Source organism: Hydrogenophaga sp. (assembly GCF_019264445.1).
Taxonomy (GTDB): Bacteria; Pseudomonadota; Gammaproteobacteria; order Burkholderiales; family Burkholderiaceae_C; genus Hydrogenophaga.
Genome location: NZ_JAHVAB010000084.1, coordinates 128397 through 153822 on the forward strand (window position 1 = coordinate 128397; position 25426 = coordinate 153822).

Here is a 25426-nt window from a genome sequence, read left to right on the forward strand (position 1 = left end):
TGTTTGCCGTTTTCTTTCGCAAACCTCTCAAAAAACGTGCTCAAGCAGCGTGCCTGGGAGGATGCGAACAGGTTGTTCGCCTGAACGGCGGCATGAAGGAGAAGTACGTAAATCGGCGGGTCGAAACGCTCACAAAAAAGCACAAGTCAAAGGCTCTCCATCCTCTGCGTATTTCGGGCCTCCTGGACATCGGGTTCGACACCGTTGACACAGTGTTCGGCACCTCAGTCAACGAACTTCACCGGCCATCCTGTCTAGAACCCCCGAGGCCCACCGATTGTTTGAAGAGGCTGGCAATACGTAGGCCGCCGGCGATCCCATCTTGATGGGTAGCTGACCGCCAGCTCCAAGGCTAGACTTCTGGAATCGGCCACAACCGGTCCTTCGGGAAGTGCCGGAGAATCCTCTCTCCTAAACAGGTAATTTAGGTTTTCACTCAAAGAGGCGCGCTCAATCTTCAGCGTGACTTAGCCACAAGCAGACGTTCGTGAAGGAACTCGAGATGAAGGAGCTCACCCAGGGGGTGGTCGAGGGGGTGGGCCGACAAGCGCGGCTCGACCGACCGACCTTTGATCCTGAACTGCGCGCAGGCTTGGCGATCGTGGGCGGAATGTTCCCGCCGACTGTGACCAGCGACCTGATCGACTTCATGCGGGTGTCCTACGCAGGGCCGCCTCTCGAAACGCTGATCGGCGGGCGAAACATCCGCTGCGAGGAACGCGTCTTCGAGGGTTACGAGGGTCACCCTCTCAAGGCGTCCGTCTTCCGTCACGAGCGTGCCTCCGGGCAGCGCCCCGGTGTGCTTTTCGTGCATTCCGGGGGTCTGATGTTCGGCGATCGGTTCAGTGGGTTGGACCGGATGATCGATTTCGTCGAACAGCTGGGCGTCGTGCTCGTGTCGATCGAGTACCGCCTGGCGCCAGAGTATCGCGATCCTTATCCGCGGGAAGATGTTTACGCGGCACTGGAATGGATGGCATTGCATGCGGAGTCGCTCGGCGTGCGCCTCGATCGCCTGCTGATCGCGGGCGCCAGCGCAGGGGGAGGTTTGGCGGCCGGTGCAGCCCTCGCGGCGCGCGATAGGGGCGGTCCCCGCCTGTGCGGTCAGCTGCTCGACTACCCCATGCTGGACGACCGCGGCATCACGAAGTCCACGCTTCAGTTCGATGGCATCGGCGTCTGGGATCGCGTGAGCAACGAGACCGGCTGGGGCGCACTGCTTGGCGAAGCGCGCGGTGGTCCGGATGTGTCGCCGTATGCCGCGCCGGCTCGTGCAACTGAGCTTTGCGACCTACCACCCGCGTTTCTCGACGTCGGTAGCGCCGAGATATTTCGCGACGAAACCGTGGCCTATGCGGACGCCCTGTGGAATGCCGGCGGGCAGGCCGAGCTTCACGTGTGGCCGGGTGGGTTCCATGCGTTCGACATCTTCGCGCCGCATACCGCACTGTCACGTGGAATGATCGCCACGCGCAGTGGATGGATGTCACGCGTGTTGGGCGATTGAGGACTGTATGCAGGAACTGCTGGCTCGACTGAAGGCCCTTGACCCCAACGCCAGCCTGGCGTTGAGGATCATCGCGTGCTTCGACGAATTGGTTCGAGGTGGCGTCAACATCCAGGGGCTGCTCGGGGCAGCAGCCTCGCTCTCGGGCTGTGTAGCGGGGTTCGCCGGGCATCAATCAGAGCGCACGCTCCGCGTCGCACCGGACGGGCAGACCCTGAAGGGCAGCGCCGCAGCGCCGAGAGAAGGCTCCCTGGAAGCAAACGGCATGACCGTGTGGCTGGAGCGGCAGGGGCCAGCCCATGTGAACGATGCGATGGTCCTCGAGCGCCTCGCACTTGCGCTGGCCATCCGCAGCGGGCACCAGGCGGAAGATCCATTGCGTCGACTCGGCGATCTGCTCGACGTCAACGTTGACGTGGAGCATCGCCACGCTACGGCTGCCAAACTCGGATTGGCGCCGCACTTGAAGTACCGCGTTGCCACCTTGCCGCTCTTCGCGACATGGAAGCAACACCGCGACCTGCTGGAAGACGTCGTCAACACCCGCTACGGTCCGCTGCACGTGTGCTTACTGCGCGCCGAGGTGAAACACATCGACGCCAGCCCCTGCGGGATCGGGGTGGCGGCGGGGATCGACGACCTCCACCGATCGCTGGCGACAGCACTCGTGAGCTTGCGTCTGTGCGCTGTGCCCGATGTGCCCGTTGTCGTCGCAGACGACTATGGCGGTCTCATCGATCTGCTCGCCCAGTGCTCGGTCGATAGACCGTTGCTCGATGTCGAGGAACTCGAAGGCGCCATGCAGCATCCGTGGGCCGTGCGAACTCTGGATGCGCTGCTTCGCTCCGCGTCTATCCGTGACGCATCTCGCATTGCCGGTGTCCACCACAGCACGATGCAGGCGAGACTGGAGACCATTCGCGACTTGCTGTCGTTCGACCCACTCGACGGCATCGGCCGAACCCGCGTCGGCCTCGCCTTCCTCGCCTGGCGCGTTCGGCATTCGTCGGCGCTGGACCTGCCACCGCCCACCAGTCGCTAGTCTCAACCGCCAAATGGCGGGATTCGGTCCCTCCAGGCGCGCCGGTCGGCGGTTACTGGCCACCCAGCGTGTTGCTATCTTCTCGTTGCCACACGTCGCCGCCGGAGACGGGTTGGGCGGGGTCATCGTTCCGACCTCACGCCGACGTTCCGCGCTCCGGCACTTGGCATGTGGCGGTAGTTCAACAACACGGAGACAACAATGACCGAACTGACTAAGGCAATCGACGCCGTTCTCGATGGCGTGACGACAGGCACACCCCGCGTGCCCGGGGTATCGGCGGCGGTGACTGACCGCCGCGGCACGATCTACGAAGGCGCGCGCGGTGTCCGCAACACCGGAACCGGCGAGTCGTTTGAACCCGACACCGTGTGCGCGATATTTTCGACCACCAAGGCCATCGCAGGAACGGCTTGCTTGCAACTGGTGGAAGAGGGTCTTCTCGACCTCGACGCGCCTGCGAAGGAGTACGCGACCCAACTTGCCGACATCATGGTCATCGAGGGCTTTGGCAAGGACGGGCAACCCAGGCTGCGCCCACCGAAGCGCGACATCACGACACGTCACCTGCTCACGCACACAGCCGGCTTCAGCTACGACTTCTTCAACGAGACGTACACCCGCCTCGCCAACGAGCAGGGTCAGCCCTGGGTGGTCGACGCGTCGTGGAAGTCGATCAAGACGCCACTTCTGTTTGATCCGGGCGAGCAGTGGTCCTACGGGAGCAACATCGATTGGGCCGGCATGGTGCTCGAGGGCATTACGGGCAAGCGGCTCGGCGAGGTCATGCAATCGAGGGTTCTCGGTCCACTCGGGATGGCCGACACCGCCTTCACGATGACCCCCTCCATGCAGTCCCGGCAAGCAACGATTCACGCGCGCGAGGATCGCGATGGTTCGCTTGTTCCGCTCAACGGGGTGACTTTGCCGCAGGATCCGGAGGTCCACATGGGAGGGCACGGCCTCTACGGGACCGCGTCGGACTATGTGAAGTTCATCCGCATGTGGCTCAACGACGGACGCAGCGACAGCGGAGAGCAGATCCTGCGACCGGAAACAGTCGAGATGGCATCCCGCAATCATTTGCCCAAGGGCATGCACGTGAAGATGCTGCCCGGCGTCGATGCGACCAAGACGGCGGCGTCCATCCTGCCCGTATCGAGGCCACGGCTGTCCAATGACGCCGAGTTCTTCCCCGGCATGCCCAAGACCTGGGCACTCACGTTCATGATCAACGAGGAAGAAGCACCCACGGGTCGGCCGGCTGGTGCGCTCGCATGGGCCGGCCTCGCTAACCTGTACTACTGGATCGATCGCGCGAACGGCATCGGCGGGTATTGGGCGACCCAGATCTTCCCGTTCGCCGATCCGACCTCGGTAGCGGGCTTCCTTGAGATGGAAAAGGCAACCTATCAGCACGCAAAGCCTCGCGCCCGATAAGAGGCACAAGGCCGCACCGCTCGAGGAGGCAACCAGGATCATCGCGGTCTCGCCGCTGATCGGCTGTGAAGTCGGGCCGTTCGACATCCGGCGCGCGGGTGAGTGTCGGCTTTCGACCAAACGGCCCGTCCGGCGGGGTAGATCTCACGGGAGTTGATCGGAAGCCGTCCGCGCGTTGGGTCCATCGACCGGCGAGGGTCTTCTTCGGGCCCGTTGCTGTCCTTCATCCCGCGAACGCGAACGACGGTCGAGCCAGCGTTTGCGGACACTCGGCGCTCCGTCTTGGCCAACGAGATTCGTAAAACTGAACACGCCCAAACTGCATCTTTGAACGACCGCTTGGCATTGAATCCTGACCATCAGCCACTGCGCGGCTTTGTTGTCACTTTCCTCGGCCGCAGGATTCGTGAAGCGAGATTGAAACCGGGCGGCCGGAGATGAGATGTCTCCGGCCTTGCATAGAGGATTACTCGTGGCTGTGGCCGTGTCCGCCATCCTTGCCGTGTGAGCCGAACCTGTCGCAGCCAGCGATTGAGCCCAGGAAGGCGACGATCAGAAATGCGCTGACGAGGGATTTGAAAGTTTTCATGGTGTGCTGAATCAAAGAGGTTTGTGGAAGGTTGTGCGTTCGGCAGGCGCCACGGCGAAGGCCGCAGCGCCCAGCCATCACTTCATTTGTTTGATGTCGGTGTAGTCACCGCGCGTGCGCAGGATCACCTTCACGTTGGCATCGCCGCGGTTGCGCCAGTACCAGCCGTGGTTGCCGGTGAATGCGGCTTCCAGAACGCCTTCATCGGCCGCAACGCCACGGCCCTTCTCGTAGCTGATCGACTTGCCGGGCGCATCGCCATGGGTGTCGAAGTTAACCTGTCCACCCTCGACAACCCACGAATACTGCACTTTGGCACCCTGGGCCATCTTGAGCTTGATTTCCGTGCCTTCGCCCGGCGTCAAGGTGACGGGCATCTCGTCGCGCCACTCAATCTTGGGGGCTGCGGCAGCAACTGGCGCTGGTGCGGGTGCTGGAGTCGAAGGCTGAGCAGCGTTGGCCGTGGCCATGCCAACGGCACCGTCTGCCTGCGCGGGAGCTGCAGGGGCAGCAGCAGCGTCGGCCGCGGCCTCCGCCGCCAGCTGCTGCTTGATCTCGCCCATCTCGGTCATGCGCAAGACCCGGCCAATGCCGGTGGGATCAACGCCGTATTCGGCCGGCAGCACGACGGCCACGAGAAGGACCACGGCCGACACAGCGGCGAGGATGGTGGAGCGCAAGAGCTGTTTGGAAGATGGCAGCTCGGCGCGGGTGGGGGAATCGCTGTTGTACATGTTGAAGGTTCCTTGGGTGTTCACGACACGAAGTAGCCGGTGAGCTGCATGCCCACCAGGATGAAGCCCGCGCTCATCATGGCGACGTTGGCTGTGTAGGCATGGCGAATGAAACTGGGCGTGCGGCGCCAGTAGCTCATGCCGATGAGGATGACGGCCAGCGCCAGCAACTGTCCGACTTCCACACCGACGTTGAAGGCCAGCAGGTTGGGCACCAGTCCATCGGGCGAGATCTCGTACTCGATGATCTTGGTGGCCAGACCAAAGCCGTGGAACAGGCCGAACACCAGCGTGGCCACCTTGGTGTTGGGCTGGAACCCCAGCCAGCGCTGGAAAGCGCCGATGTTGTCCAGCGCCTTGTAAACCACCGAGAGACCGATGATCGCGTCGATCAAGTAGCTGTTGATCCCGACGTTGAAATACACGCCCAGGATCATGGTGGTGGAGTGACCCAGCGCAAACAAACTCACATAGATGCCGATGTGTTTGATGCGGTAGAGAAAGAAGATCACGCCGAACAAAAACAGGATGTGGTCATAGCCCGTCATCATGTGTTTGGCGCCCAGGTACACAAAGGGCAGCAGGTTAACGCCCGAGATTTCCTGGATGTAGCCCTTGTCACCCTCGGTGACGGCGTGGGCAAAGACCTCTGTCGTGCCCAGGAGCAGGCACATGAAGAAGGCAAAGAACAAGAAGAGACGGAGATGCCCGATCGCCCATGGCGAACGCGGCAGCCTGTCGTGAACATGGCTGTGCATGAAGACTCCGATGGTCTGAAAGAAAGGAAAGCACTGCGTGGCGCAGCGCGAAGGCGAGGTGAGACGCCTCAGCCCATGGGTGGGCGTTCAAGCCGCGATGGCTCGACCATTTCAATCCACAGCCGCGCATGCCCTGTCCACACGGGCAGCTGCGGAGCCGCCATATCCCATGTGATGGGCAGGGCATGGGCCTTGTCGTGGGAATGGTCTGCGCCGTGGTGGGGATGGTCGGCGCTGCCGCCATGACTGTCCATGACCCACTTGATGCCGCCGTCTTCGTGCGCATGACCGTGTGCGTGGTCGTGCGCTGTGTCCGGGCCTGCTGAATCGGCGTGACCCGCTGATGCAATGGCCGCAATCCCGTGGGAGTTCATGCTTCCCACCGACGAGATGACGGTTCCCAACAGGATCACCAGCAGCACCAGCCACCGCATGCCCAGCGCTGCCCGGTCGGGGCGCGTGGAGCGGGTGAGGCTTGAGGTCATGGGCGGTGCGGCGTTCGGTGTTGGCACGGGCAATATAGTAACCTCCCCGAGGGGATACGATCAGCCATGACACAACCGCATACACACGCCTCCCATCCCGCCATCATCAAACGCCTTCGCAGGGCCAGCGGGCACCTGAGCAGCACCATCGACATGGTGGTGCAAGGCCGAGACTGCCTCGATGTCGCCCAGCAGTTGCAGGCGGTCGAGAAAGCGATCCAGCAAGCCAAGAAGGCCTTGATCCAGGACCACCTGGATCACTGTCTCGAAGACCTGGTGGGACCCCTGAAATCGGGGCAACGCCATTCGCTGGACGAGTTCAGGGAAATCACGCGCTACCTCTGAGCCCGTGGCGTCCATGGCCCCGAGCGCATGGACAACGAGAACAACAGACATGCTGGACATCCTTTCCAACCGCACCTACCGCCATCTGTTCGCCGCGCAGGTGATCGCCTTGATCGGAACCGGCCTGGCCACGGTGGCGCTGGGCCTGCTCGCCTTTGAGTTGGCTGGCGATAACGCGGGAATGGTGCTGGGCACGGCACTTGCCATCAAGATGGTTGCCTATGTGGGTGTGGCGCCGGTGGCTGCAGCGTTTGCCGATCGCCTGCCCCGGCGCACCCTGCTGGTCACGCTGGACCTGGTGCGCGCAGCAGTGGCGCTGCTGCTGCCGTTTGTCTCCCAGATTTGGGAGGTGTACGTGCTGATCTTTGTGTTGCAGGCGGCCTCGGCCGCGTTCACGCCCACGTTCCAAGCGACCATCCCCGATGTGTTGCCGCTGGAGAAGGACTACACCAAGGCGCTGTCGCTCTCGCGCCTGGCCTACGACATGGAGAGCCTGGTCAGCCCGATGCTGGCGGCAGCCTTGCTCACGGTGATCGGATTTCACGATTTGTTCGCCGGCACGGTGGTGGGTTTCCTGGTCTCGGCGGCGCTGGTGGTGTCGGTGGTGCTGCCGGCGCATCCGGCGTCTGCGCGCCGCGGCATTTACGAGCGCACCACGCGCGGGCTTCGCATCTACCTCGCCACGCCTCGGCTCCGTGGGCTGCTGGCGATCAGCGCGGCCGTGGCGGCGGCGGGCTCCATGGTGTTTGTCAACACGGTGGTCATCGTGCAGGCGGGCATGGGACTGAGCCAGAGCGCTGTGGCACTGGCCTTGGCCAGTTTTGGCGCAGGCTCCATGGTGGCTGCGCTGGCCTTGCCGCAACTTCTGGAGAAGCTGCCCGACCGAACAGCCATGCTGGCGGGCATCGGTTTGATGACCTTGGGTTTGTTCGCGGGCACCTTCGTGGTCGGACAGGCTTCGTTGATGGTCTTGTGGTTCGTGCTCGGACTGGGCTACTCCACCGCTCAGACGCCTTCCGGGCGCTTGCTTCGGCGGTCTGCGCATGCAGAGGACAGGCCTGCGTTGTTCGCTGCGCAGTTCGCGCTGTCACACGCCTGCTGGTTGGTGTTCTATCCCTTGGCCGGTTGGCTCGGTACCCGTTTCGGCATGACGGTATCGTTTGTTGTGCTGGGCATTGCGGGCGTATCGGCCATCTGGGTGGCGTCAAAGGTCTGGCCGGCGCAAGACCCTGAGGTGCTCGAGCACGAGCACCCGGATTTGCCGGCTGGACACGTACACACTCTGGGGGCGGCCGACGGCGGCGGTCGGATGCGCCATGCACACGCCTTCGTGGTGGATGACCAGCATCCGCATTGGCCGAGTGCTCGCACCTGATCACCGCACTCGGCCCCCAGAACGCGGCGCGTCAGCGCCAGCGCGCTGCTCGCGCCTATCTCACACGTTGGGTTCGTGGTGGATTTCAATCGTGGCGTGCACGACCTCTTCGTGCACGGCCAGCAGATGGCGCAGGGTGGCTGGCGTGAGGTGGGGCAAGTGGGTGGTCACCACAATGGCGCAGGCGTAGGCCTCGCGGCCTACTCGCCAGACGTGCAGGTCGGTGAGGGTGACGGCGCCCTCAGGGCCGGCGGCTTCGATCACTTCGCGAATCTCGTCCACCACCGGGTGGTCCATTTCCCGGTCCAGCAAGACCGCGCTGGTTTCAACAATCAGGCCCTTGGCCCACCAGGCCACCAGGCACGCCCCCACGATTCCCATCACCGGGTCCAGCCACGACCAACCCAGCCACCAGCCGCCGGCCAGCGCTGCGATGGCCAGCACCGAGGTGGTCGCATCGGCCACCACATGCAGGTAAGCAGCCCGCAGGTTCAGATCGTCGTGTGCGGGTCCTCCATGGTGGTCGGCGTGCTTGTGGTGACCGTGCGCCGCATGTTCATGACCGTGACCGTGACCGTGATGATGCGCCTTGCCCAGAATCACCGCGCACACGATGTTCACCAGCAGACCCAGCACCGCCACCGCCATGGCCTCCTGGTAACGGATGGTCTGCGGTTCAAGGATGCGCTCCACCGACGCCCACACCATGAAGGCCGCCACACCCAGCAGGAACAAGGCGCTGGCAAACCCACCCAGCACTTCAATCTTCCAGGTGCCGAAAGCAAAGCGGCGGTCTTGGGCGTAACGCCGTGCCGCTGCGTAGGCCAAGGCGCTCACGCCCAGCGCGACAAAGTGGGAGCTCATGTGCCAGCCGTCGGCCAGCAACGCCATGGAGTTGAACCACCAGCCCGCGGCGATCTCAACCAGCATCGTTGCAGCGGTGATCCACATCACCGCGCGAGTCCCGCGTTCGGCGACCTCGTTGCCGTGGTGGAAGTGGTGGTGATGCCGCAGAGCGGCCACGGAAGTGTTGGTGGAGGATGAAGACATGTCTGTGTTTTCTGAATTCGGGCAAGTCTAGCGAAGGCGTCCTTGCGGGGTAGCGCTTCTCACTGGACAAAACCACTGCATCAGTATTTGATATGGTTGTTTCACGATTTGTAGGCTACATTTCAAAGCATGTGGTCCATTCTTTTTCTCACCTTGCCCACCCAGCCCACCGCCGTGCGGCTGCGCGTCTGGCGCTCACTCAAGGCACTGGGTTGCCCGCTGCTGCGGGACGGCGCCTACCTGCTACCGCGGGACCAGGAAGAGCGCTTTCAGCCCGTGGTCGATGAGGTCCGCCAGCATGGTGGCTCGGCCCAGGTGATGTGGCTCACACCCTGCGACGAAGTCCAGCGCGACGAGGTTCTGGCTTTGTTTGATCGGAGTGCTGCGTACGAGCAGTGGCGCAACACATTGGACAACTGGCTTGCCGCGCTGCCTGCAACCGCTGAGACCGAGGCACGCCGTCAGTGGCGCGCCATCGAGCAGGCGCTGCGCGACATTCAGGCCATCGATCACTACCCCGGTGAAGCCACGCTGCAGGCCGACGCGGCCCTGTCCGATGCGCGAGCGGCGCTGGACACTCGCTTCTCGCACAACGAACCCCGTGCAAAGGCCGACCACGGCATCCCCCGACTGGATGCGCGCAAGTTCCAGGACAAACGTTGGGCTACGCGTGCCCGCCCTTGGGTGGACCGACTGGCCAGCGCCTGGCTGATCCGCCGCTTCATTGACCCGCAGGCCCAGTTCCTCTGGCTGCAGGACGTGGCATCTGTCCCGCGCGGTGCGTTGGGTTTCGATTTCGACGGCGCGCGTTTCACCCATGTGGGTACACGCGTCACGTTCGAGGTGCTGCTGGCCAGCTTCGGGCTGGAGCAAGACTCCCGGCTGAGTCGCCTGGGTGCGGTCGTTCACTACCTGGACGCGGGCGGCATTCCTGCGCCAGAGGCCGGTGGACTGGAAGCCGTGCTGGCTGGTCTTCGAGAGCTGCACGCCGACGACAACACCCTCCTGGACGCGGCCTGCACCGTGTTCGACGCCCTGTTCGCCAACCCCGGCAACACCAGCCCACCAACACGACCATGAACCGACCCGACCCCGTCTCTTTCACCGAAGCCCTGCGCTTCTGGCTCAAGCTCGGCTTCATCAGCTTCGGCGGTCCGGCCGGGCAGATCGCGATCATGCACACCGAACTGGTGGAGCGGAGGCGCTGGATCAGCGAGAACCGTTTCCTGCACGCGCTCAATTACTGCATGCTGCTGCCCGGCCCCGAGGCCCAGCAGCTGGCCACCTACATCGGGTGGCTGATGCACCGCGGCTGGGGCGGCATCGTCGCGGGTGCCTTGTTTGTGCTGCCCTCGCTCTTCATCCTGATCGCACTCTCGTGGATCTACCTGGTCTTTGGCGACGTGCCGGTGGTGGCGGGCCTTTTCTACGGCATCAAGCCTGCGGTCACCGCGCTGGTGCTGCACGCCGCCCACCGCATCGGCACGCGAGCGCTCAAGAACCGCTGGATGTGGGGCATTGCAGCCGCGTCGTTCGTGGCCATCTTCGCGTTCGACACACCGTTTCCCGCCATCGTCGCGGCCGCCGGGTTGATCGGCTGGCTGGGGTCCAAACGCTGGCCGCAGGTGTTTGCATTGGGCGGTGGGCACGGCGGGGCGATCAAAGGGTACGGCCCGGCGCTGATCGACGACGACACCCCCACACCGGAACACGCAAAGTTCAACACCGGCCGGCTGGTGCGCGTGCTGGCCGTGGGCCTGGTGCTCTGGCTGCTGGGCATGGGCGCCCTGGTGGTCTGGCAGGGCTGGGACGCCACGCTGGCGCAGATGGGCTGGTTCTTCACCAAGGCCGCGCTGCTGACCTTCGGTGGCGCCTACGCGGTGTTGCCCTACGTGTACCAGGGCGCGGTGGAGACCTTCCAGTGGCTCAGCGGTCCGCAGATGATCGACGGCCTGGCGCTGGGCGAAACCACACCCGGTCCTCTCATCATGGTGGTGGCGTTTGTCGGCTTCGTGGGGGGCTGGAACCAGGCCGTGCTGGGGCCGGACGCGTTGTTCGCCGGCGCGGCACTGGCGGCCACGGTGGTCACCTTCTTCACCTTCCTGCCGTCCTTCGTGTTCATCCTCGCTGGCGGTCCGCTGGTGGAAGCCACCCACGGCAAGCTGGGCTTCACCGCGCCGCTGTCGGCCATCACGGCGGCGGTGGTCGGCGTCATTCTCAATCTCGCGCTGTTCTTTGCGTACCACGTCTGGTGGCCGCAAGGCTTTGAGGGTGCCTTCGATGCCATGTCGGCCGCGATCACGGTGGCAGCCGCGGTGGCGCTGTTCCGCTTCAAGACCGGTGTTCTGCCATTGCTCGGCGTCTGCGCAGCCGCCGGGCTGGCCTTCACGCTGCTGCGCTGAGGAGTCAACCATGAACCTGCAAGCCTTGCCCCTTCCCTACGCACCGGGTGCCATATCCGGCCTGTCTGAACGGCTGATGAGCAGCCACCACCAGAACAACTACGGTGGTGCCGTCAAACGCCTGAACGCCATTCGCGCCCAGCTGACGGCTACCCCTTTTGCCAGCACGCCAAGCTTCGTGCTCAACGGCCTCAAGCGCGAAGAGCTGATCGCCACCAACTCGATGCTGCTGCACGAGCTGTATTTCGCCAGCCTGGGTGGCGACGGTCAGACGATGGAGCCCGCGATGCGGCTGGCGCTGGAGGCCAATTTCGGAGGTCTGGAACGCTGGCGTGAGCAGTTCGGCGCCTGCGCCAAGGCGCTGGGTGGCGGCTCGGGCTGGATGCTGCTGGTGTTCAACCCGCGCGAGGGCACGCTGATCAATCAGTGGTCGCCCGACCACACCCATGCGCTGGCCGGTGGCACACCGCTGCTGGCGCTGGACATGTACGAACACGCCTACCACCTGGACTTTGGCGCCAACGCCGCTGCGTATGTGGATGCATGCCTGGCGGCGATCGACTGGGCGGGCGTTTACGCGCGCTACCAGATGGCGGTGCACGCGGCCAGCGAAGGCTTTGGTGCTGAGCAGGGCGACATCGCAAACAGCTTGGTGCTCGACGTGCGGCGCGCAGGTGTCTTCGAGATAGCTACAACGCAACTGCCTGGTGCCGCCTGGCGCGACCCCGCTGATGTGGCGCAGTGGGCAACCGATCTGCAACATGACCGCCCTGTCACTGTCTACTGCGTTTACGGTCACGAGGTGGGTCGCACAACCGCTATGCGACTGCGCGCCGTCGGCGTAGACGCGCGCTACCTGATTGGTGGCATAGACGGCTGGAGCAATGCCGGGATGCCCGTGGAGCCCAGGGGCCAACGGCCTTGACTGAGTCACACTCTCACGGCCATCGCTTCCCATCCCCCGTCGCCCCTCAAAACCACGCCATGCCCAAAATCTTTGCCGCGCTGTTGATCGCGCTCCTGCACACCGCCTCCGGTGCGGTGGAAGTCCAATTCCATAAGGTGACCGAAGGCGTCTATGCCCACATTGGCGACTTGGGGGCCCGCACACGCGAGAACGAAGCGTTGAACGCCAACATTGGCTTGGTGCTCACACCACGCGGTGCGGTGCTGATCGACAGTGGGGCGACCCACCTGAGTGCCAGCGACATTGACCAGGCCGCGCGGCGCGTCACAGACCAGCCCATTCGCTGGGTGATCAACACCGGTGGGCAGGACCACCGCTGGTTGGGCAACAGCCACTTTCAGGCCCAAGGCGCCGAAATCATCGCGCACGCCGGCGCTGTACCGGATATGCGGGCCCGGGCGGGTGACCAGATGCAGGTTCTCAAGGGCATGCTCGGGCCCCGATTCGAGGGCACCCAAGCTGTCTACCCGACCCGGCTCATCGCCACCCCTGACGCGCAGCTTGATCTGGGCGGCGTCCGATTTGAGTTGCGCCATCGCGGCGGCGGACACACACCCGGAGACATGATGGTGTGGCTTCCAAAGACAAAGGTGCTGTTCACGGGTGACATCGTCTACGCAGATCGCATGCTCGCGGTGCTTCCGGTCAGCAATACGCGCCAATGGCTCTCGGCGATCGATGAAATGGAAGCTCTCAACCCGACGCACATCGTGCCGGGACACGGCAAGGTCACGGACTTGGCCACGGCACGAGCTCAGACGCGGGACTACCTGGTTCGCCTGCGCGCCCACCTCAAACCGGCGGTGGAACGCGGCGACGACATTGGTGCCGCGGCGCGAAGTTTTGACATGGCGCCGTTTGCGAATCTGCTCAACGCAGCCGACTTGCACCCGGGCAACGCGAGCCGCGTCTACTTGGAGCTGGAGCGGGAGTGAGTCATCCAGGGGCAAAGTGGGTGGATAGTCGCGGGTGCGAACATGAGCTTGAACTTCCCTCGCCCCCGCGGCCGCTGGGGGGCGGGTTCTGGACACTTTGCTGACGCTCGAACTGCTCCATGCACAAGGGGGATGAGTGACTCACATGTTCTCAATCACTTGATAGCGAATGTCCGAGACCAGTCTTGACCGTTTGGTGGACAGCACGAAGCGAAAGACTGCTCGTGGCCGGAACCAGCCGTCCAGTCATTCCTGGATCAGTCGCAACAAAGTTCCGTCGATGTCGATCAGTGCTCCGACGAGGCCACCCCAGCTCTCACGCTTTGGTCTATGCAGTCGCGGCCAACCTGTCGTTGATTCCGGTACGTTCGCTTTCAGGACGCGGTTGAAGAAAGCCTCGACATCGTCGAGCCGTAAACAGCAACTAAACCAGCTGGCCGCCGGGTCAAGCTTGGGATGGGGAAAGAACTCAAGTGTTATGTCGTGCAGCTTGAGAATCATCCAGCCCTCATCGCGCCAACTCTGGTCAAAGCCGAACTGGCGATAGAACTGGAACGTCGCCTCGAAGTCTCGTGACGGCAGGTTTGGCGTTGCACGGTCGGTCATGACGGCGGGTGACGGTTTGAATGCGCTTGATCGTAATGAATGACGACGTCTGCTGCTGGCCGAAGACCGTCATGGTAGCCGTGGCGGATTTTGCCCAAATCGCACCCTCAATTTGGCGCGAATCGAGTGATGAGGACAGCGCAAGCCTCGCGAACTCCAGGGCCATAGATGGCTTCAAGTTCGCCAGCCTCTTTGTCGCACTTCTCAAGCCATACCTGCGAGCAATGGCTTCGTGCATCGTGTCGTGGCAAGTGGTCAGATTCACTGTCGATAGCAGCAAACAATAAGAAGTCAGGGTCGTGGTCATGCAGTGAAACAGCCGAGCGCAACGCCGCCACACGTCGGACCCCGTCTACGAAGCGAATCTGCCCATCCGCGAGTGCTTGGGCGGCTGCCACGACATCCCGTCGAGCTTCAATGTTCATGTACGTGTGTCCGCATCTGGCCGATCGGTGAAGTCTAGCCGGCTGTGCACCTGCCCGACTAACCAACATAGCAACTGGGCGCCGCAGCGTCGATGCCAAAGGGCAGCATATTGTGTGTGTCCAAGAGTGCCGAACCGGGTGTCCAGCTCCCGCCGTTCCTGCTGTCCAAGAGAAACCGAAATGAGTGTCCAGCAGTGACCGAAATACGCATCCTCTTTGGTTTGAGCCTGATCCGCGTTTCGTGCGCGGTTGTATCGCCGGGAAATTGGGAGAAGCCCTTAGGTACACAAACTGAAACTGAGGAAGGCGCAGCGCGTCTGGTCGAGCATCGCTACCGATTGGCATCAGATTTGATTCCTCAGTGAAAGAAACTTCAGACCCATATCACGGTACCGAGAGCCCCTGAAGCTCTCGCGCTGGAACAGCGGTTCCAGTGCCCTGTTTAACTCAAGGAGTCACCGTGTTTCCCATGCCATCCTCCCTCGAAACGCTGCTCGCATTCGCCATCGTCTTCCTGCTCGGCGTCTTCTGGACCCAGCGCGCACGCCTCTGGCGCCGATGCTGCGATCCTGACCATCGCTGTACAGGCGCCGCACCATGACCCCGGCATGCCCACGCTGCCGGAGTGAGCGTGTGGTGAGCCGCAACCGAGCCCGCAAAGCAACTGTGACCGTCGGTGGCCTGGCCGGCGCACTGGCCAGCGGTTCATCCGCCTGGGCCAGCGTCCGGGTGGGTGCGCGAATCGGCCTGCAGGTCGGTGCGGGCCTCGGCATCGTGGCCGGTCCCGGCGGCTCGGTGTTGGGGGCAGTGGCTGGCGCAATGCTGGCAGCATTGGCCGGCGCGGCGGCTGGCTGCGCCGCTGGAGTTGCGCTCGGCGAGTTTCTCGACGACAAGTTGCTCAACAACCACCATTGCCTGGATTGCGGGCACTGCTTCGGGTCCCCACCGACTCAGACCTCCGGCGCCCAGCCACCCCGATGCCCCACCAACGCCCACGGTTACGCCGACTTCCACGGCAACGACCGTGAACCGTCTCCCCCAGATTCCAACTGGGAAGACGATCACGATGGTGGCGAAGGTTTCGGATTTCGCCATCGCGCTCCCCGCGACTGAGCCCCCGGCTCGCTCACCACCCGCTGCCCCGGCAGCACATTCCCACCGTCACGCATCAAAGCCCGGCTCGCCCGGGCTTTATGCCGTTGTATTCCCCACAAGGAGATTTCCATGCACCTCGTACAAACCATGGCCTACGCCAACGAAACCCCCTGGCACGGCCTGGGCCACAAGCTCGCCGCCCATCAACCCCTTGAAGTCTGGGCAGAGAAGGCCGGCATGAACTGGCGCATCGAAGAGTCCGAAGTGCGCTTCGTCGCCAGCAATGGCACCGAGTCCAAGGGCCTGGGCAGCATTCACGCCTTCCCCGAACAGAAGGTCCTGTACCGCTCCGACACCAAGGCCCCGCTGTCGGTGGTGTCCAAACGCTATGAGACGGTTCAACCCTCTGAGGTGCTCGAGTTTTTTCGCGACCTGACCGAGGTCGGTGGCTATGAGCTGGAGACCGCAGGCGTGCTCAAGGAAGGGCGCAAGTTCTGGGCACTCGCCCGCACCGGGCAAAGCGCCGTGCTGAAAGGAAAGGACCAAGTGCACGGCTACCTGCTGCTGGCCACAGCCTGCGACGGAACACTGGCCACCACGGCCCAGTTCACATCCGTGCGCGTGGTCTGCAACAACACCCTCGCGATTGCCCTGGGCGAAGGGAAGGGTGCCGTAAAGGTGCACCACCGCAGCCAGTTCGACGCGCAGGCCGTCAAACGCCAGCTGGGTATCGCCATCGCGTCATGGGACGCATTTTTGGTCCGCATTAAGGCCCTGTCAGAGCTAAAGGTCACGCCCGACATGGCCGAGGCGTACTTCAAGCGCGTGTTCACCTATGCCCCAGTGAACCCCGCAGGCCTGTCGGTCACGGCGGTCAACGACAGTGCCCTCAAGTCTGTGCAGGAACTCTTCACAGGACGCGGCAAGGGCGCCAACCTGGCATCAGCCTCAGGCACCGCCTGGGGCTTGCTCAACGCGACTACAGAGTTCTGCGATCACCACCGCAGGGCCCGCAGCGAAGACCACCGCCGCGATGCAGCTTGGTTCGGAGCAGGAGCTGCCGTGAAGCAAAAGGCCTGGGACGAGGCTATGAAGCTGGTGGCCTGAAGGAGGCTCATCCACCTGGTATTGACTTCCCATCATGTCGAGAACCACGACAGCATACAGGCCCGAATGCGCAAGCACTCGGGCCTTTCATTTTGGAGAGGCGATGGAGATGCCCAGGCAGTCAGCGCTTGACGCTGCGCTTTGGCATGGCCAGGACCTGGTCAACGAACTCGTGAGGATCGGCATCCAGCGCTCGCAGGATGTCCAGCAGCTCAATCACATCCAGGCGGCGCAGACCTGTCTCGTACTTCGAGACAAAAGTCTGCGACCGACGCAGCCTATCAGCCAGGTCCTTCTGCAGCCAGTCGCGCTCCCGGCGCAACTGGATGAGCAGCGCGGCGATGTCTTGGTGACGGGAGTCCAGGGTGGGAGCGGGCATTCAAAAAATTCTAGGCGCGCATGACATAAGCCAAATGCGCATATGATATTTCAGGAGAAAGAAGATGTGGATTTTCGTGTGGTGGTCGCTGGGGGCGCTGCTCTCGGCATTGGGGATCGTGATCGACATGGGCCGACTTGGGGTCTCCAGAGACAGCGCCTCTGCGCGCATCTGGACAGGTGCCGCGATCGTTTTGGGGCCGTTGGCCGTGGTGGCCTATCTGTTCAAGCGGCCGGCGATGCGTCGGAAGTTGATGGATGCGGTCTGGCGGCTTGTCGGCAATGTCTCACACCCTGCGTCCGTGCGCCTTGCGCGCCTGGAGGCACTTTACCGGATGGGGCTCGTTGGTCCCTCCATCTACAGATCCTGCCTGCGCGAACTGCAGCAAGCCTTGGGTCTCAACCGCTCGAAGGAGGAGCAAAGCAAATGAAAGCGTACGCAATGAACGAGAAACTGGCAGTCGAGAATCGCCACGTGCCTTGGCTGAAAGCCCGGGCACTCCTGGCCACGGGGGCCATGCTCGCACTCGCAGCATGTGGGGGCAGTGGCGGTTTCAGTGAGGAGAGCCCCGCAAGCGGAACCACTGTACTCACGGGGCAGTACCTGGACGGGGCGGTGGAAGGACTGGGGTACGACACGGCCACGCAGACGGGCACGACAGACGCCGATGGGCAGTTCAAGTACGTGCAGGGAGAAACGGTCTCATTCCGGCTCTATGGGCAGGCGTTGTCCTCCTCCATCGGGTTCAGCACGCTCACGCCGGGAGACACAGGGGTGGAGGAAACCAACCTGGACCGGCTGGTGAATCAGCTTCGCTTCTTGCAAACGGTGGATGTCGACAACAGCCCGGCCAATGGGATTCGCCTCCCGGTGGTTGCTGGAGCGTTCAGCATCGACTTCTCGCAGCGCATTGAGGACTTCGAGAGTGACGTGGACGTGCAGGCGTTTCTGACGGCTCACGCGGGTGGTCGGCCTTTGGTGACGGTGCAGGATGCCGTTGCACACTTCAGCCAGAGTATCAACACTGTGTCCGTGGACAACGTGGTGAGCTTCTCGGGGCGCACGGCCACCAGTGCGATCACCAACTCGGCCTGCATCAACAACATCCAGGCACAGCAGCGTTACGCGTTCGGTCCGACTTCCGTGACCCTGAGCGGATCGGATGGCTTCGACAACAACGGAGGCAACTGTACGGTCAAGCCCGATGCGAACGAGGTGATTGCGTATGCCGACATTGGTGTTGGTGACTTCTTGTCGTGTCTGCCTGGTTGCAACTACAAGGATGTCAACTTCATCCGGTACGGCCTGGATGTCGACAACCGCACGGTGGTCGAGTTGAGCTGGCACACACCGGGCACGCAGAAGGTGCGTTACATCAAGCGGGTGTTGGTGGATCCGGGCGCGCCTGGGAATGCTCTCGCGTTGACTACCTTCAAGGAGACGATCACGTTTGACTGAAGCGACGGGGGGCGAGGGGCGCGTCTGCGATTGCGCACAATGCCGACTTGCGCGGGATCGTCCCACGTGAAAAGGAAGCGGCTGACTACACGGTCGAACAGGGGGAAGTCCGACCAAGAGGCCAATACAGCGACAGTACGGCATGCACGCTTGACTGGCACGAACGGCATCAGAGACTTCTACAACGCGTACCTGATGGCTACTTGTCAAAGGCGCGCAAGCGCCTGTTTGCGGGCCGCTTCCGGTAAGCACAGGCAGCCTGCCGCACGCTCATCGCCGATGACACCGACCACCCATGCGATGTGATGCGGCAGCACACGCATCCGGGCACCGGTAAGTGCGTTATGAAGCGCATCGGCAATGCCTCCTAAGCCGAGTGCACGCTCAACATTGGCATGCTTGAGTAGATCTACCGTGCAGGCGAGCGGCACAGCCGCATATTGATCGGCAGCCATACGGCGCGCCTTGCGCTCTTCGATGAGAGCATGCGCACAGACATCGGCAGCGTAGGCAATCGTGGCGGCTTCGCCGTCGTCGAGGGTCCCGCCGGACGCGCCAATTACCAGGCTTTCGAATTGAATCAGGCCCTGTGACCCGAGCGTCACCACTTCGATTAAGCCAGCGTCGATGAGCTGCGTCAGCTTGACCGCATCCTGACGCCCTTTCCGGAGGCCGCCCTTGATCTCGTCAACGACGACATCAACCACCGCAATGCGATGAGGCAGCGCCTTGAGAAGCGTCTCGGCACAGCCCGTCGCGTTGATGTTGATCACGACACTTGTGTCCGCGATCAGCAAGGTGGGTTTATCAGGCAAGGAGCGTGGGCGCGTCATCGGCCTCATCCTCCTGGAGTTCTATGTCCTGCAGCATCTCGCGAAGCTCGATGCGATCAAGATGGAGAAGTCGCGCAAGCTGTCCTTCACTTAGCAGCGAGCGCCTGTAGGCTTCGGCAGCCAGCAGATTGAGTCTCAGTGTCGTTGGCCTGCCTGCCTCAGACTTTTGGTGGTCGGCCATGCGCAGATCGCCCAGCACCTGTTGAGCCTGCTCGTCGGTGATGCCTCCGTTTGCCGCGAACCAGTCCCACGTGCCCTTCCGGGTCAGCCCTAGCTCTTCAAGCCGCCGGACCATTGCCTCGCGCGAAACGCCGAAGAAGTGAGCCAGCACGATGATGTGGCGGCGCGTCAGGTGCGTTGATCCTGCCGTGACCTCTTGAAACTTCTGCCGCACGCCACCTGCAGGCGTCAGGAAAGAACGGCCGAATGCAATGGCGTAGCGTTCTTCACGCGAGTTCTCTGGCTCGTCTACGTGCAAGACCTCGGGCTCGTGCCGTACCGAAATGAAATGGCCCAGCTCGTGACCGCCCGTCTGGTTGCGGCGTTCGCGCGGATGGTTGGCGTTGAGGAGGATGCACGCCCCGAGCGTCTCGTCGTAAACGAAGACGCCTGAGACCGATCCTTCGAAGCGCCGGACATACACCCGTATGCCAAGCTCCATTTCCAACAGCGTGACGATGTCGGCAATGGGGGCGAAGCCGAGGCCGAGGCGTTGTCGTAGCTCCAGTGCATCCTGCTCGGCCTGCACCCGCACATCGCCGGGCAGGATCGGTCGCTCCGGCGGGTAACTATGGGCGCGCTTCACGCCCAGCACGTTCTCCAGCTCTACTTCAGCGCGCGCCAAGTTGGCAAGCAGTTCTGTCGCCGCCGCGGCGGCAAAGTCTTTTGCATCGAAAAGCTTGCGAAAGCGCGGCACCAGATCAACATGCACGGCCTCACGGCGCAGAATTGCGTTGACGGACACGCGATACGCCTTGGCGAGTTGCTGCAGCTCGTTTATCCGCACACGGCGCTGACCTTGCTCGATGGCGACTAACGTCGTGCGCGCAACCGATATGAAATCGGCAGCTTGCTTTTGCGTCATGTGGGCTGCTTCGCGGGCGAGGCGCAGGCGTTCGCCAACGTCGGCAGGAGGCATTGCGCTCAGCGGGGATTCGGTCATGGCCGCCCCACCCAGTTCGCCACGAAGGCCTGTGGCCCGAGGCTATCCAGAAAACTCATCCATTCACTTTCATGTTGATTCAGTAGCCGGTTCAGCGAAGCGCGGACCGTGTCTTCGGGAAGTGCACGGGAGCGGCTGAGCTGGGAGATAGTGATATTGATCATTCCCCTGTTCATCGGCGATTTTTGTAGCGTCGCCAGATGGTCAAGGTGAAGCGTGCCTGCAATGGCATATTCGCGCAGTGCCTTCGTGGTGTGTGCGAAGCCGGGCGCTGCACCACCCTCAAACGTCGATGCCGAGAGGCTTTCCCACACGTACGTCTCTCGCGCTTCGCTCAGGCCTGCGGCATGGACGCTCAAGCGCCTGAGCATGCAGGCTGCGCAGATGCCGCATTGGCGCTTGTGTCCATCAACAGAGGATTGCCGGTTTTGCTGCCAGCATGACCAGGTCGTGCCCCACGACCCACCATCGGCGCACACTCGTACGAAGGCGGCCAGGGTTTCGCCTTTGGTGTACCAGAGTCGGGGAAACTCGAACTGTACGCGGTGACTGAAGATTGCCTGGAGAAAGACTTCCATGCGGTCCATGAACGGCGGATAGCTGCGGTAGTCCTCATAGCCCTGTCCCACGGGTGCGAGCACTGGCCCGAGCGCACCTTGACCGCTCTCCGTAACGATAATCCGGTGGGCCTTGACCAGATAGGCGGCGATACCACTCACCAACGAAAACTTGAAGCCGCGCGAGCGTGCGCTCGACTCTTTGAATGCGCCGGTCTTGGGCTTCACCCGATAAGGGATAGAAGTAAAGGGCTGCTTGACATCGGATGCGCCACCGCCTGGCAGGAATTCCTTGGTGCCGAGCCGCACGCGGATCAAGCCGTCTCCGATCTCACGGTGCATCAGGCCTGCGACGGCGCGAGAGTCCAACCCTTCGCTGAAGGGGATCACAGCCTGCGCGTCGCTAGACAGGTCAAAGGGAAACTGATGAGGCACATAGGCGGGAGCCTTGCGTGCTATGAAGTCAATCTCCCACCGATCTCCAGTGAGGAATTCAAGCGCAACCTTGAGGCTGCTGTTGACAGCGTCAGCACGCCAGCGATCAGGATCATGAACGGGAATGCAAAGCTCGAAGGTGCGGCCCCAATGCTGAGTTTTGCGTCGCTGCATGCGATCACAGAACTCAACAGCCGCCGCGACGACCAGCGCGTCAAATATGACTGGCTCCCACTTCGCCAGGCAGTAGCTTTCCAGATGCTCAGTGGTGAACGTCAGGTCGCTGCCGATCTCGCAGGGCGTGCGTCCGCGCCGCGGCCGTTGGCCCGCCTCAACGACGTCGACGCGCAGGGATGCGGCCGCAGCCTTGTCATCATCACGTTTCATGGCAGTGCAACTCCTGCGTCGATGTCAATATGCTTGCGGATGCTGCCCCCCCGTCGCAGGGGCGGCTCAAGTCCTGCGCACTGGCGGGCGAGCGCCGTGATGTCGACACTGCCGATGGCGTCCGAGATACTGGAACGGACTTGCGCCGTCAGACGTGCGGAAGCCTTGCGGCAGTAATGCTCCTCGATCTGGCGCATGGACCGCGCCGCGTACGACTCAAGCGCACGCTTCGTCGCTTCCGTGAGGCCCGCCTCGCCGGTGAGTCCTTCGGCGAGGACGGATGAGCAATGAGCAGCCAGCAGGCGGCCAAGCCCGTAGCCCGCCGTTTCGGCGACCACAGCCTCGACGCGTGCAAGGCGCGCATCTGCGAAGAGCCCTGGTTCCTTCTCAAGAAACACGTCGCGAAGGCCCTTAACGACGATGGCGGGGACTTCATTAGTCCAAGTCGTCCTCAGAGCGTGGCTCGCCGCCGCACCAGTGTCAGCACGATCAAAGTTAACGTTTTCCGCAAACTCCGCGAGTCGCATCCATCCGCGCGACATGGGCAAGCTTCTGTAGGGGCCATCGCTCATTTGAACCTCCAATGTCAGGAATTTAGTTCAAACGATCCGACAATGTCAAGTGCTTGTGTGCTGCCCGGACGTCTTGCTACTCGTGCCGGGTGACAAGCAGGTGGTATGAATGCAGTCAGACGGAGTTCTTTCTCTCGTGCGGCTCATCGTCGCAGGGGGTGCGTCTGGCTGTCGGTGAAGAGCCGCCGCTATCGACTACGCCGGATGCGCGGCAGGAGAACCCTTCGCGGTTCTGGACCCATACCGCCAGCAGTGCACCGGCGTCGACTGAGCACTGCGCCGCTATCCCAAGTCCCAGGTTTCACGTTTCAGGTTTCGCACCGAAAAGATGCTTTCCACGGCCGCTTTCGATCGCAGCAGTCGTTCGCCGCTGAATGTGTGACTGGTAACACTCAGCCTTAAGCTAGTCTTGAAAACGGGAGCCTGGTACGCAGCGGGAGGCGTCGTCAACCTCGCCAAACCCTACGCGCGGTCTCGGTCGCATAGCGATGATTGAGGGTCTGGGCCACGCTACTTGCCAGCCACCGGGTTCTTGGCAGCCTTCTTGGCGGCCGAGTTGCGCGCCGACTTATCCCTAGGCTTGTGATACAGAGCTACGCCCATCGTCCGAATCTTGAAGGCCGTTCCCGAGCTTTCCAGCTTGTGGTCCGAGTAGAAGGCCAGCTGGTTTCGCTTGCAGTCCTCGCAGGCGTGGCCCTTTGAGGTCAGATCATCGCGCCAGACCCCGAGCTTGCTGCGAGCGTCAGGAGTCGCAATCAGATAGAAGATGAGGCCGCCCTGGTTGTGCGCGAAGTTGCCGGAGGCGGGGACGTACCGCGAAGTGAGCTGAAGGAAACCCTCGTGGAAGTTGCCGTCTTTCTTAGCCTCACCGATCCAGGAAAACTCACCCATCTTCACCGTCAGGTCGACGTGTCCGCCCGTCTTGCCGTCGGCGATGGCGTCGTAGCCGAGGATGCTGAGGCCGCCGAGCACCTCAGAACTCAAGCGATCCTCGCTGTCGGCCTGCCGCACCTCGCGGCCTCCCTGCATGCGGTAGATCAACTGATCGATGTCGTCGTAAAGCTGGTCGACGAACTCCTCATAGGAGCCTTCTTCGCTGATCTTGACGCGCCGAAACGATGCTTGGACGGCCTTCTTCGATGAGTAGCGTTCAAAGTCTTGCAGCGATATCGATGTCATCGAGCCGCCTTCTGTTGAAGACCCGTACCTGGGGTAAAGCAGACCAAGATTTCCGACTCGCCGATCGGTTCGCCGTACTCGGGGTGGATGACCTCTTCGCCCCGCGAGTAGTGATCGACCTCATCGTCCGGCAGCTCAAGGAAGCCGCCATTGAACTCGTACATCAAGCAGGGCTTGAGAACCTTGAGCTTTGGGTTCGACAGATAAAGCAAAGCTTGGGACAGTACGCCCGGGTCATCCAATTCGGCGAACTGCTGGAGATCGTCGAAGGTGTAGTGGTCGAGATGATCCTCGCGCGAGGCCAGTGCCTTCCAAACTCGCAGACACGCGTCTCTGACGCTGGGCTCATGAGCCCAGTCATCCTGGATGATCCCGGTCACGTTCACTTCTTCCTTCGTGGCAGTCGGCGCAGCACCTGGTCGGCGATGAAGTCGTAGTCTGCACCATCCAGGCAGCCAAGGAACTCGGCGGTGGTCACGGCCCGCAGCTTGCCCGAATAGATCGCCCTGACGCTACCCTTCAACTCTAGGTACAGGTCGCCCTTGGGCGGTTTGGCTGGCCAGGTGATGCCAATCGTGTACGGATCGACTTTGTCTACGTGCTGCTTGCCGCCGACGTGGAAGCTGTCCTTTCGGAAGTCTTGGGTCCGTGTGCGATGAATCTGGCCGTGGTTGTTCGACGAGGAAGCCTTACTCGTGGCGACGAAACCGAGCGCCGTAACCCGGCCGCAGGCAGCGTCCAGGTACATCGGGTTGATGGCCGGGTGCAGGTTCATGAGGCCGGCGCCGACAGCACCCTGACCGATGAACTTCGTGGTGGCGCGGTTGAACTCGGTCATGACGCGGGCGAAGGCCGGGCTGTTCTTGTCTTCGGTCATGCCTGGCTGGAAGTCGATGCGGAACTCGACCAGATCATTGATGGTGTCGACCACGACGGTGTCGAAGCACGGCACTAGCCGCGTCTTTACCCCAATTACCTCTTCATACTCCTCGAAGAGCTTGATCTGCGCCGCGTTCATCTTGGTGATGTCCAGAGACTCACGCAGTGAGTATGCGCGGGTGCTAAAGAACTGCAGGTACAGCTTGCCGCCTTGTAACTCGGCGGCGAGCAGCTTCGGGGTCGAAGCCTTGTACTGATCGAGGCCCGCCTTGCGAGTCGGCGCATCAAGGATATCGAACGGCCGCCGCCGCAACACGGGCTGAAGATCATCGATCGCGCGCTTTAGAGCCCATTCCAGAACCTGAGCTTTGGCGTCGTCGTTCTGCTCGCGCAGGTCGAAAAGGCTGACGTGCTTGTTGCCGACGTATGTGTGCCACCGGGCGGCCGTGGAAAGCGCCATGAAGGCGCTTGTCCAGATCGCGTCGCTGTAAGAGTCCTCTCGGGCATGGGCCAGCGTCTCTCGCCACCCACGGCTCACATGGATGCCCGTCGCGGAAATGATCGGCCTGGCGGTCGACCACAACATCCGCGTCTCCAGAAGTTCCAGGATGGCGACGACTTGTTCGCGCGTGGCACCGGCCTCTGCATCTGGCTTCGACGGAAATAGTCGCTCCTGCAAAACCCCTGACGCCCGCATGAATGCTTATGTTTCGGGGTGATCAC

27 protein-coding genes are annotated in these 25426 nt (G+C 62.4%); 13 read left to right on the forward strand and 14 right to left on the reverse strand.

Annotated features, from left to right (window positions below; all coding sequences use genetic code 11):
• Positions 1-487 precede the first annotated feature (487 nt).
• The 3 genes from KXJ60_RS20230 to KXJ60_RS20240 all read left to right on the forward strand — a co-directional run bounded on the left by KXJ60_RS20230 (position 488) and on the right by KXJ60_RS20240 (position 3989).
• Complete coding sequence (locus KXJ60_RS20230; protein WP_291081724.1) at positions 488-1507, forward strand: alpha/beta hydrolase; 1020 nt, start codon at positions 488-490, stop codon at positions 1505-1507.
• A 7-nt stretch (positions 1508-1514) separates the two neighbouring features.
• Positions 1515-2549 (forward strand): helix-turn-helix domain-containing protein, encoded by a 1035-nt coding sequence (locus KXJ60_RS20235; RefSeq protein WP_291131921.1) that lies wholly within the window; start codon positions 1515-1517, stop codon positions 2547-2549.
• Between the two features lie 201 nt (positions 2550-2750).
• Positions 2751-3989, forward strand: coding sequence for a serine hydrolase domain-containing protein (locus KXJ60_RS20240; protein ID WP_291081720.1), 1239 nt, complete (start codon positions 2751-2753; stop codon positions 3987-3989).
• 666 nt (positions 3990-4655) lie between these two features.
• Here the strand turns inward: KXJ60_RS20240 and KXJ60_RS20245 are convergent.
• The 3 genes from KXJ60_RS20245 to KXJ60_RS20255 all read right to left on the reverse strand — a co-directional run bounded on the left by KXJ60_RS20245 (position 4656) and on the right by KXJ60_RS20255 (position 6555).
• Positions 4656-5312, reverse strand: coding sequence for a transmembrane anchor protein (locus KXJ60_RS20245; protein WP_291131923.1), 657 nt, complete (start codon positions 5310-5312; stop codon positions 4656-4658).
• 20 nt (positions 5313-5332) lie between these two features.
• Complete coding sequence (locus KXJ60_RS20250; RefSeq protein WP_291131967.1) at positions 5333-5986, reverse strand: HupE/UreJ family protein; 654 nt, start codon at positions 5984-5986, stop codon at positions 5333-5335.
• Positions 5987-6138: 152 nt separating this feature from the next.
• Positions 6139-6555 (reverse strand): hypothetical protein, encoded by a 417-nt coding sequence (locus KXJ60_RS20255; protein ID WP_291131925.1) that lies wholly within the window; start codon positions 6553-6555, stop codon positions 6139-6141.
• A 66-nt stretch (positions 6556-6621) separates the two neighbouring features.
• Here KXJ60_RS20255 and KXJ60_RS20260 point away from each other — a divergent pair, with 66 nt between their 5' ends.
• Positions 6622-6900, forward strand: a complete 279-nt coding sequence (locus KXJ60_RS20260; protein WP_291131926.1) for a metal-sensing transcriptional repressor — start codon at positions 6622-6624, stop codon at positions 6898-6900.
• Between the two features lie 49 nt (positions 6901-6949).
• Positions 6950-8275 carry an MFS transporter gene (locus tag KXJ60_RS20265; protein ID WP_291131928.1) on the forward strand — a complete coding sequence of 442 codons (1326 nt, stop codon included), beginning with the start codon at positions 6950-6952 and terminating at the stop codon, positions 8273-8275.
• Between the two features lie 60 nt (positions 8276-8335).
• Here KXJ60_RS20265 and dmeF read toward each other — a convergent pair whose 3' ends face one another.
• On the reverse strand, positions 8336-9325 hold the full coding sequence (gene dmeF, locus KXJ60_RS20270; protein ID WP_291131930.1) for a CDF family Co(II)/Ni(II) efflux transporter DmeF: 990 nt from the start codon (positions 9323-9325) through the stop codon (positions 8336-8338).
• Positions 9326-9454: 129 nt separating this feature from the next.
• Between dmeF and KXJ60_RS20275 the strand changes: the two genes are divergently transcribed.
• The 4 genes from KXJ60_RS20275 (at position 9455) to KXJ60_RS20290 (ending at position 13629) form a co-directional block, all read left to right on the forward strand.
• A complete protein-coding gene (locus tag KXJ60_RS20275) occupies positions 9455-10405 on the forward strand; it encodes a chromate resistance protein ChrB domain-containing protein (RefSeq protein ID WP_291131932.1) in 951 nt (316 codons plus the stop codon).
• On the forward strand, positions 10402-11727 hold the full coding sequence (gene chrA / locus KXJ60_RS20280; protein ID WP_291131934.1) for a chromate efflux transporter: 1326 nt from the start codon (positions 10402-10404) through the stop codon (positions 11725-11727). The genes KXJ60_RS20275 and chrA overlap by 4 nt, the downstream gene beginning before the upstream one ends.
• Before the next feature lie 10 nt (positions 11728-11737).
• Complete coding sequence (locus tag KXJ60_RS20285; protein WP_291131936.1) at positions 11738-12652, forward strand: Fe-Mn family superoxide dismutase; 915 nt, start codon at positions 11738-11740, stop codon at positions 12650-12652.
• Positions 12653-12735: 83 nt separating this feature from the next.
• Complete coding sequence (locus KXJ60_RS20290; RefSeq protein WP_291131938.1) at positions 12736-13629, forward strand: MBL fold metallo-hydrolase; 894 nt, start codon at positions 12736-12738, stop codon at positions 13627-13629.
• A 246-nt stretch (positions 13630-13875) separates the two neighbouring features.
• Here KXJ60_RS20290 and KXJ60_RS20295 read toward each other — a convergent pair whose 3' ends face one another.
• Together KXJ60_RS20295 and KXJ60_RS20300 are read right to left on the reverse strand one after the other, a co-directional pair.
• Positions 13876-14235, reverse strand: a complete 360-nt coding sequence (locus KXJ60_RS20295) for a bleomycin resistance protein (RefSeq protein WP_291131940.1) — start codon at positions 14233-14235, stop codon at positions 13876-13878.
• Between the two features lie 107 nt (positions 14236-14342).
• A complete protein-coding gene (locus KXJ60_RS20300; protein WP_291131942.1) occupies positions 14343-14660 on the reverse strand; it encodes a DUF2489 domain-containing protein in 318 nt (105 codons plus the stop codon).
• A 636-nt stretch (positions 14661-15296) separates the two neighbouring features.
• Between KXJ60_RS20300 and KXJ60_RS20305 the strand changes: the two genes are divergently transcribed.
• The gene (locus tag KXJ60_RS20305; RefSeq protein ID WP_291131944.1) at positions 15297-15773 is read left to right on the forward strand and encodes a hypothetical protein; all 477 of its coding nucleotides are present in this window, start codon (positions 15297-15299) and stop codon (positions 15771-15773) included.
• A 111-nt stretch (positions 15774-15884) separates the two neighbouring features.
• Positions 15885-16862 (forward strand): DUF932 domain-containing protein, encoded by a 978-nt coding sequence (locus tag KXJ60_RS20310; protein WP_291131946.1) that lies wholly within the window; start codon positions 15885-15887, stop codon positions 16860-16862.
• Positions 16863-16983: 121 nt separating this feature from the next.
• Here KXJ60_RS20310 and KXJ60_RS20315 read toward each other — a convergent pair whose 3' ends face one another.
• Positions 16984-17241, reverse strand: a complete 258-nt coding sequence (locus KXJ60_RS20315; RefSeq protein WP_291131948.1) for a helix-turn-helix transcriptional regulator — start codon at positions 17239-17241, stop codon at positions 16984-16986.
• 64 nt (positions 17242-17305) lie between these two features.
• On the opposite strand from KXJ60_RS20315, the gene KXJ60_RS20320 reads away from it, so the two are divergent.
• The gene (locus KXJ60_RS20320; RefSeq protein ID WP_291131949.1) at positions 17306-17671 is read left to right on the forward strand and encodes a hypothetical protein; all 366 of its coding nucleotides are present in this window, start codon (positions 17306-17308) and stop codon (positions 17669-17671) included.
• Between the two features lie 11 nt (positions 17672-17682).
• The gene (locus KXJ60_RS20325; RefSeq protein ID WP_291131950.1) at positions 17683-18699 is read left to right on the forward strand and encodes a hypothetical protein; all 1017 of its coding nucleotides are present in this window, start codon (positions 17683-17685) and stop codon (positions 18697-18699) included.
• 206 nt (positions 18700-18905) lie between these two features.
• On the opposite strand, the gene KXJ60_RS20330 is transcribed toward KXJ60_RS20325, so the two are convergent.
• From KXJ60_RS20330 to KXJ60_RS20360, 7 genes are all read right to left on the reverse strand, one after another.
• On the reverse strand, positions 18906-19496 hold the full coding sequence (locus KXJ60_RS20330; RefSeq protein WP_291131951.1) for a hypothetical protein: 591 nt from the start codon (positions 19494-19496) through the stop codon (positions 18906-18908).
• Positions 19497-19506: 10 nt separating this feature from the next.
• A complete protein-coding gene (locus KXJ60_RS20335) occupies positions 19507-20694 on the reverse strand; it encodes an XRE family transcriptional regulator (RefSeq protein ID WP_291131953.1) in 1188 nt (395 codons plus the stop codon).
• The gene (locus KXJ60_RS20340) at positions 20691-22073 is read right to left on the reverse strand and encodes a 7-cyano-7-deazaguanine synthase (RefSeq protein WP_291131955.1); all 1383 of its coding nucleotides are present in this window, start codon (positions 22071-22073) and stop codon (positions 20691-20693) included. Before KXJ60_RS20340 ends, KXJ60_RS20335 begins: the two co-directional genes overlap by 4 nt.
• The gene (locus tag KXJ60_RS20345) at positions 22070-22645 is read right to left on the reverse strand and encodes a hypothetical protein (RefSeq protein ID WP_291131957.1); all 576 of its coding nucleotides are present in this window, start codon (positions 22643-22645) and stop codon (positions 22070-22072) included. The genes KXJ60_RS20340 and KXJ60_RS20345 overlap by 4 nt, the downstream gene beginning before the upstream one ends.
• 510 nt (positions 22646-23155) lie before the next feature.
• Positions 23156-23824 (reverse strand): hypothetical protein, encoded by a 669-nt coding sequence (locus tag KXJ60_RS20350; protein ID WP_291131959.1) that lies wholly within the window; start codon positions 23822-23824, stop codon positions 23156-23158.
• Positions 23821-24204 carry a hypothetical protein gene (locus KXJ60_RS20355; RefSeq protein ID WP_291131960.1) on the reverse strand — a complete coding sequence of 128 codons (384 nt, stop codon included), beginning with the start codon at positions 24202-24204 and terminating at the stop codon, positions 23821-23823. The genes KXJ60_RS20350 and KXJ60_RS20355 overlap by 4 nt, the downstream gene beginning before the upstream one ends.
• A 2-nt stretch (positions 24205-24206) precedes the next feature.
• Positions 24207-25289 carry a hypothetical protein gene (locus KXJ60_RS20360; RefSeq protein ID WP_291131961.1) on the reverse strand — a complete coding sequence of 361 codons (1083 nt, stop codon included), beginning with the start codon at positions 25287-25289 and terminating at the stop codon, positions 24207-24209.
• Positions 25290-25426 lie beyond the last annotated feature (137 nt).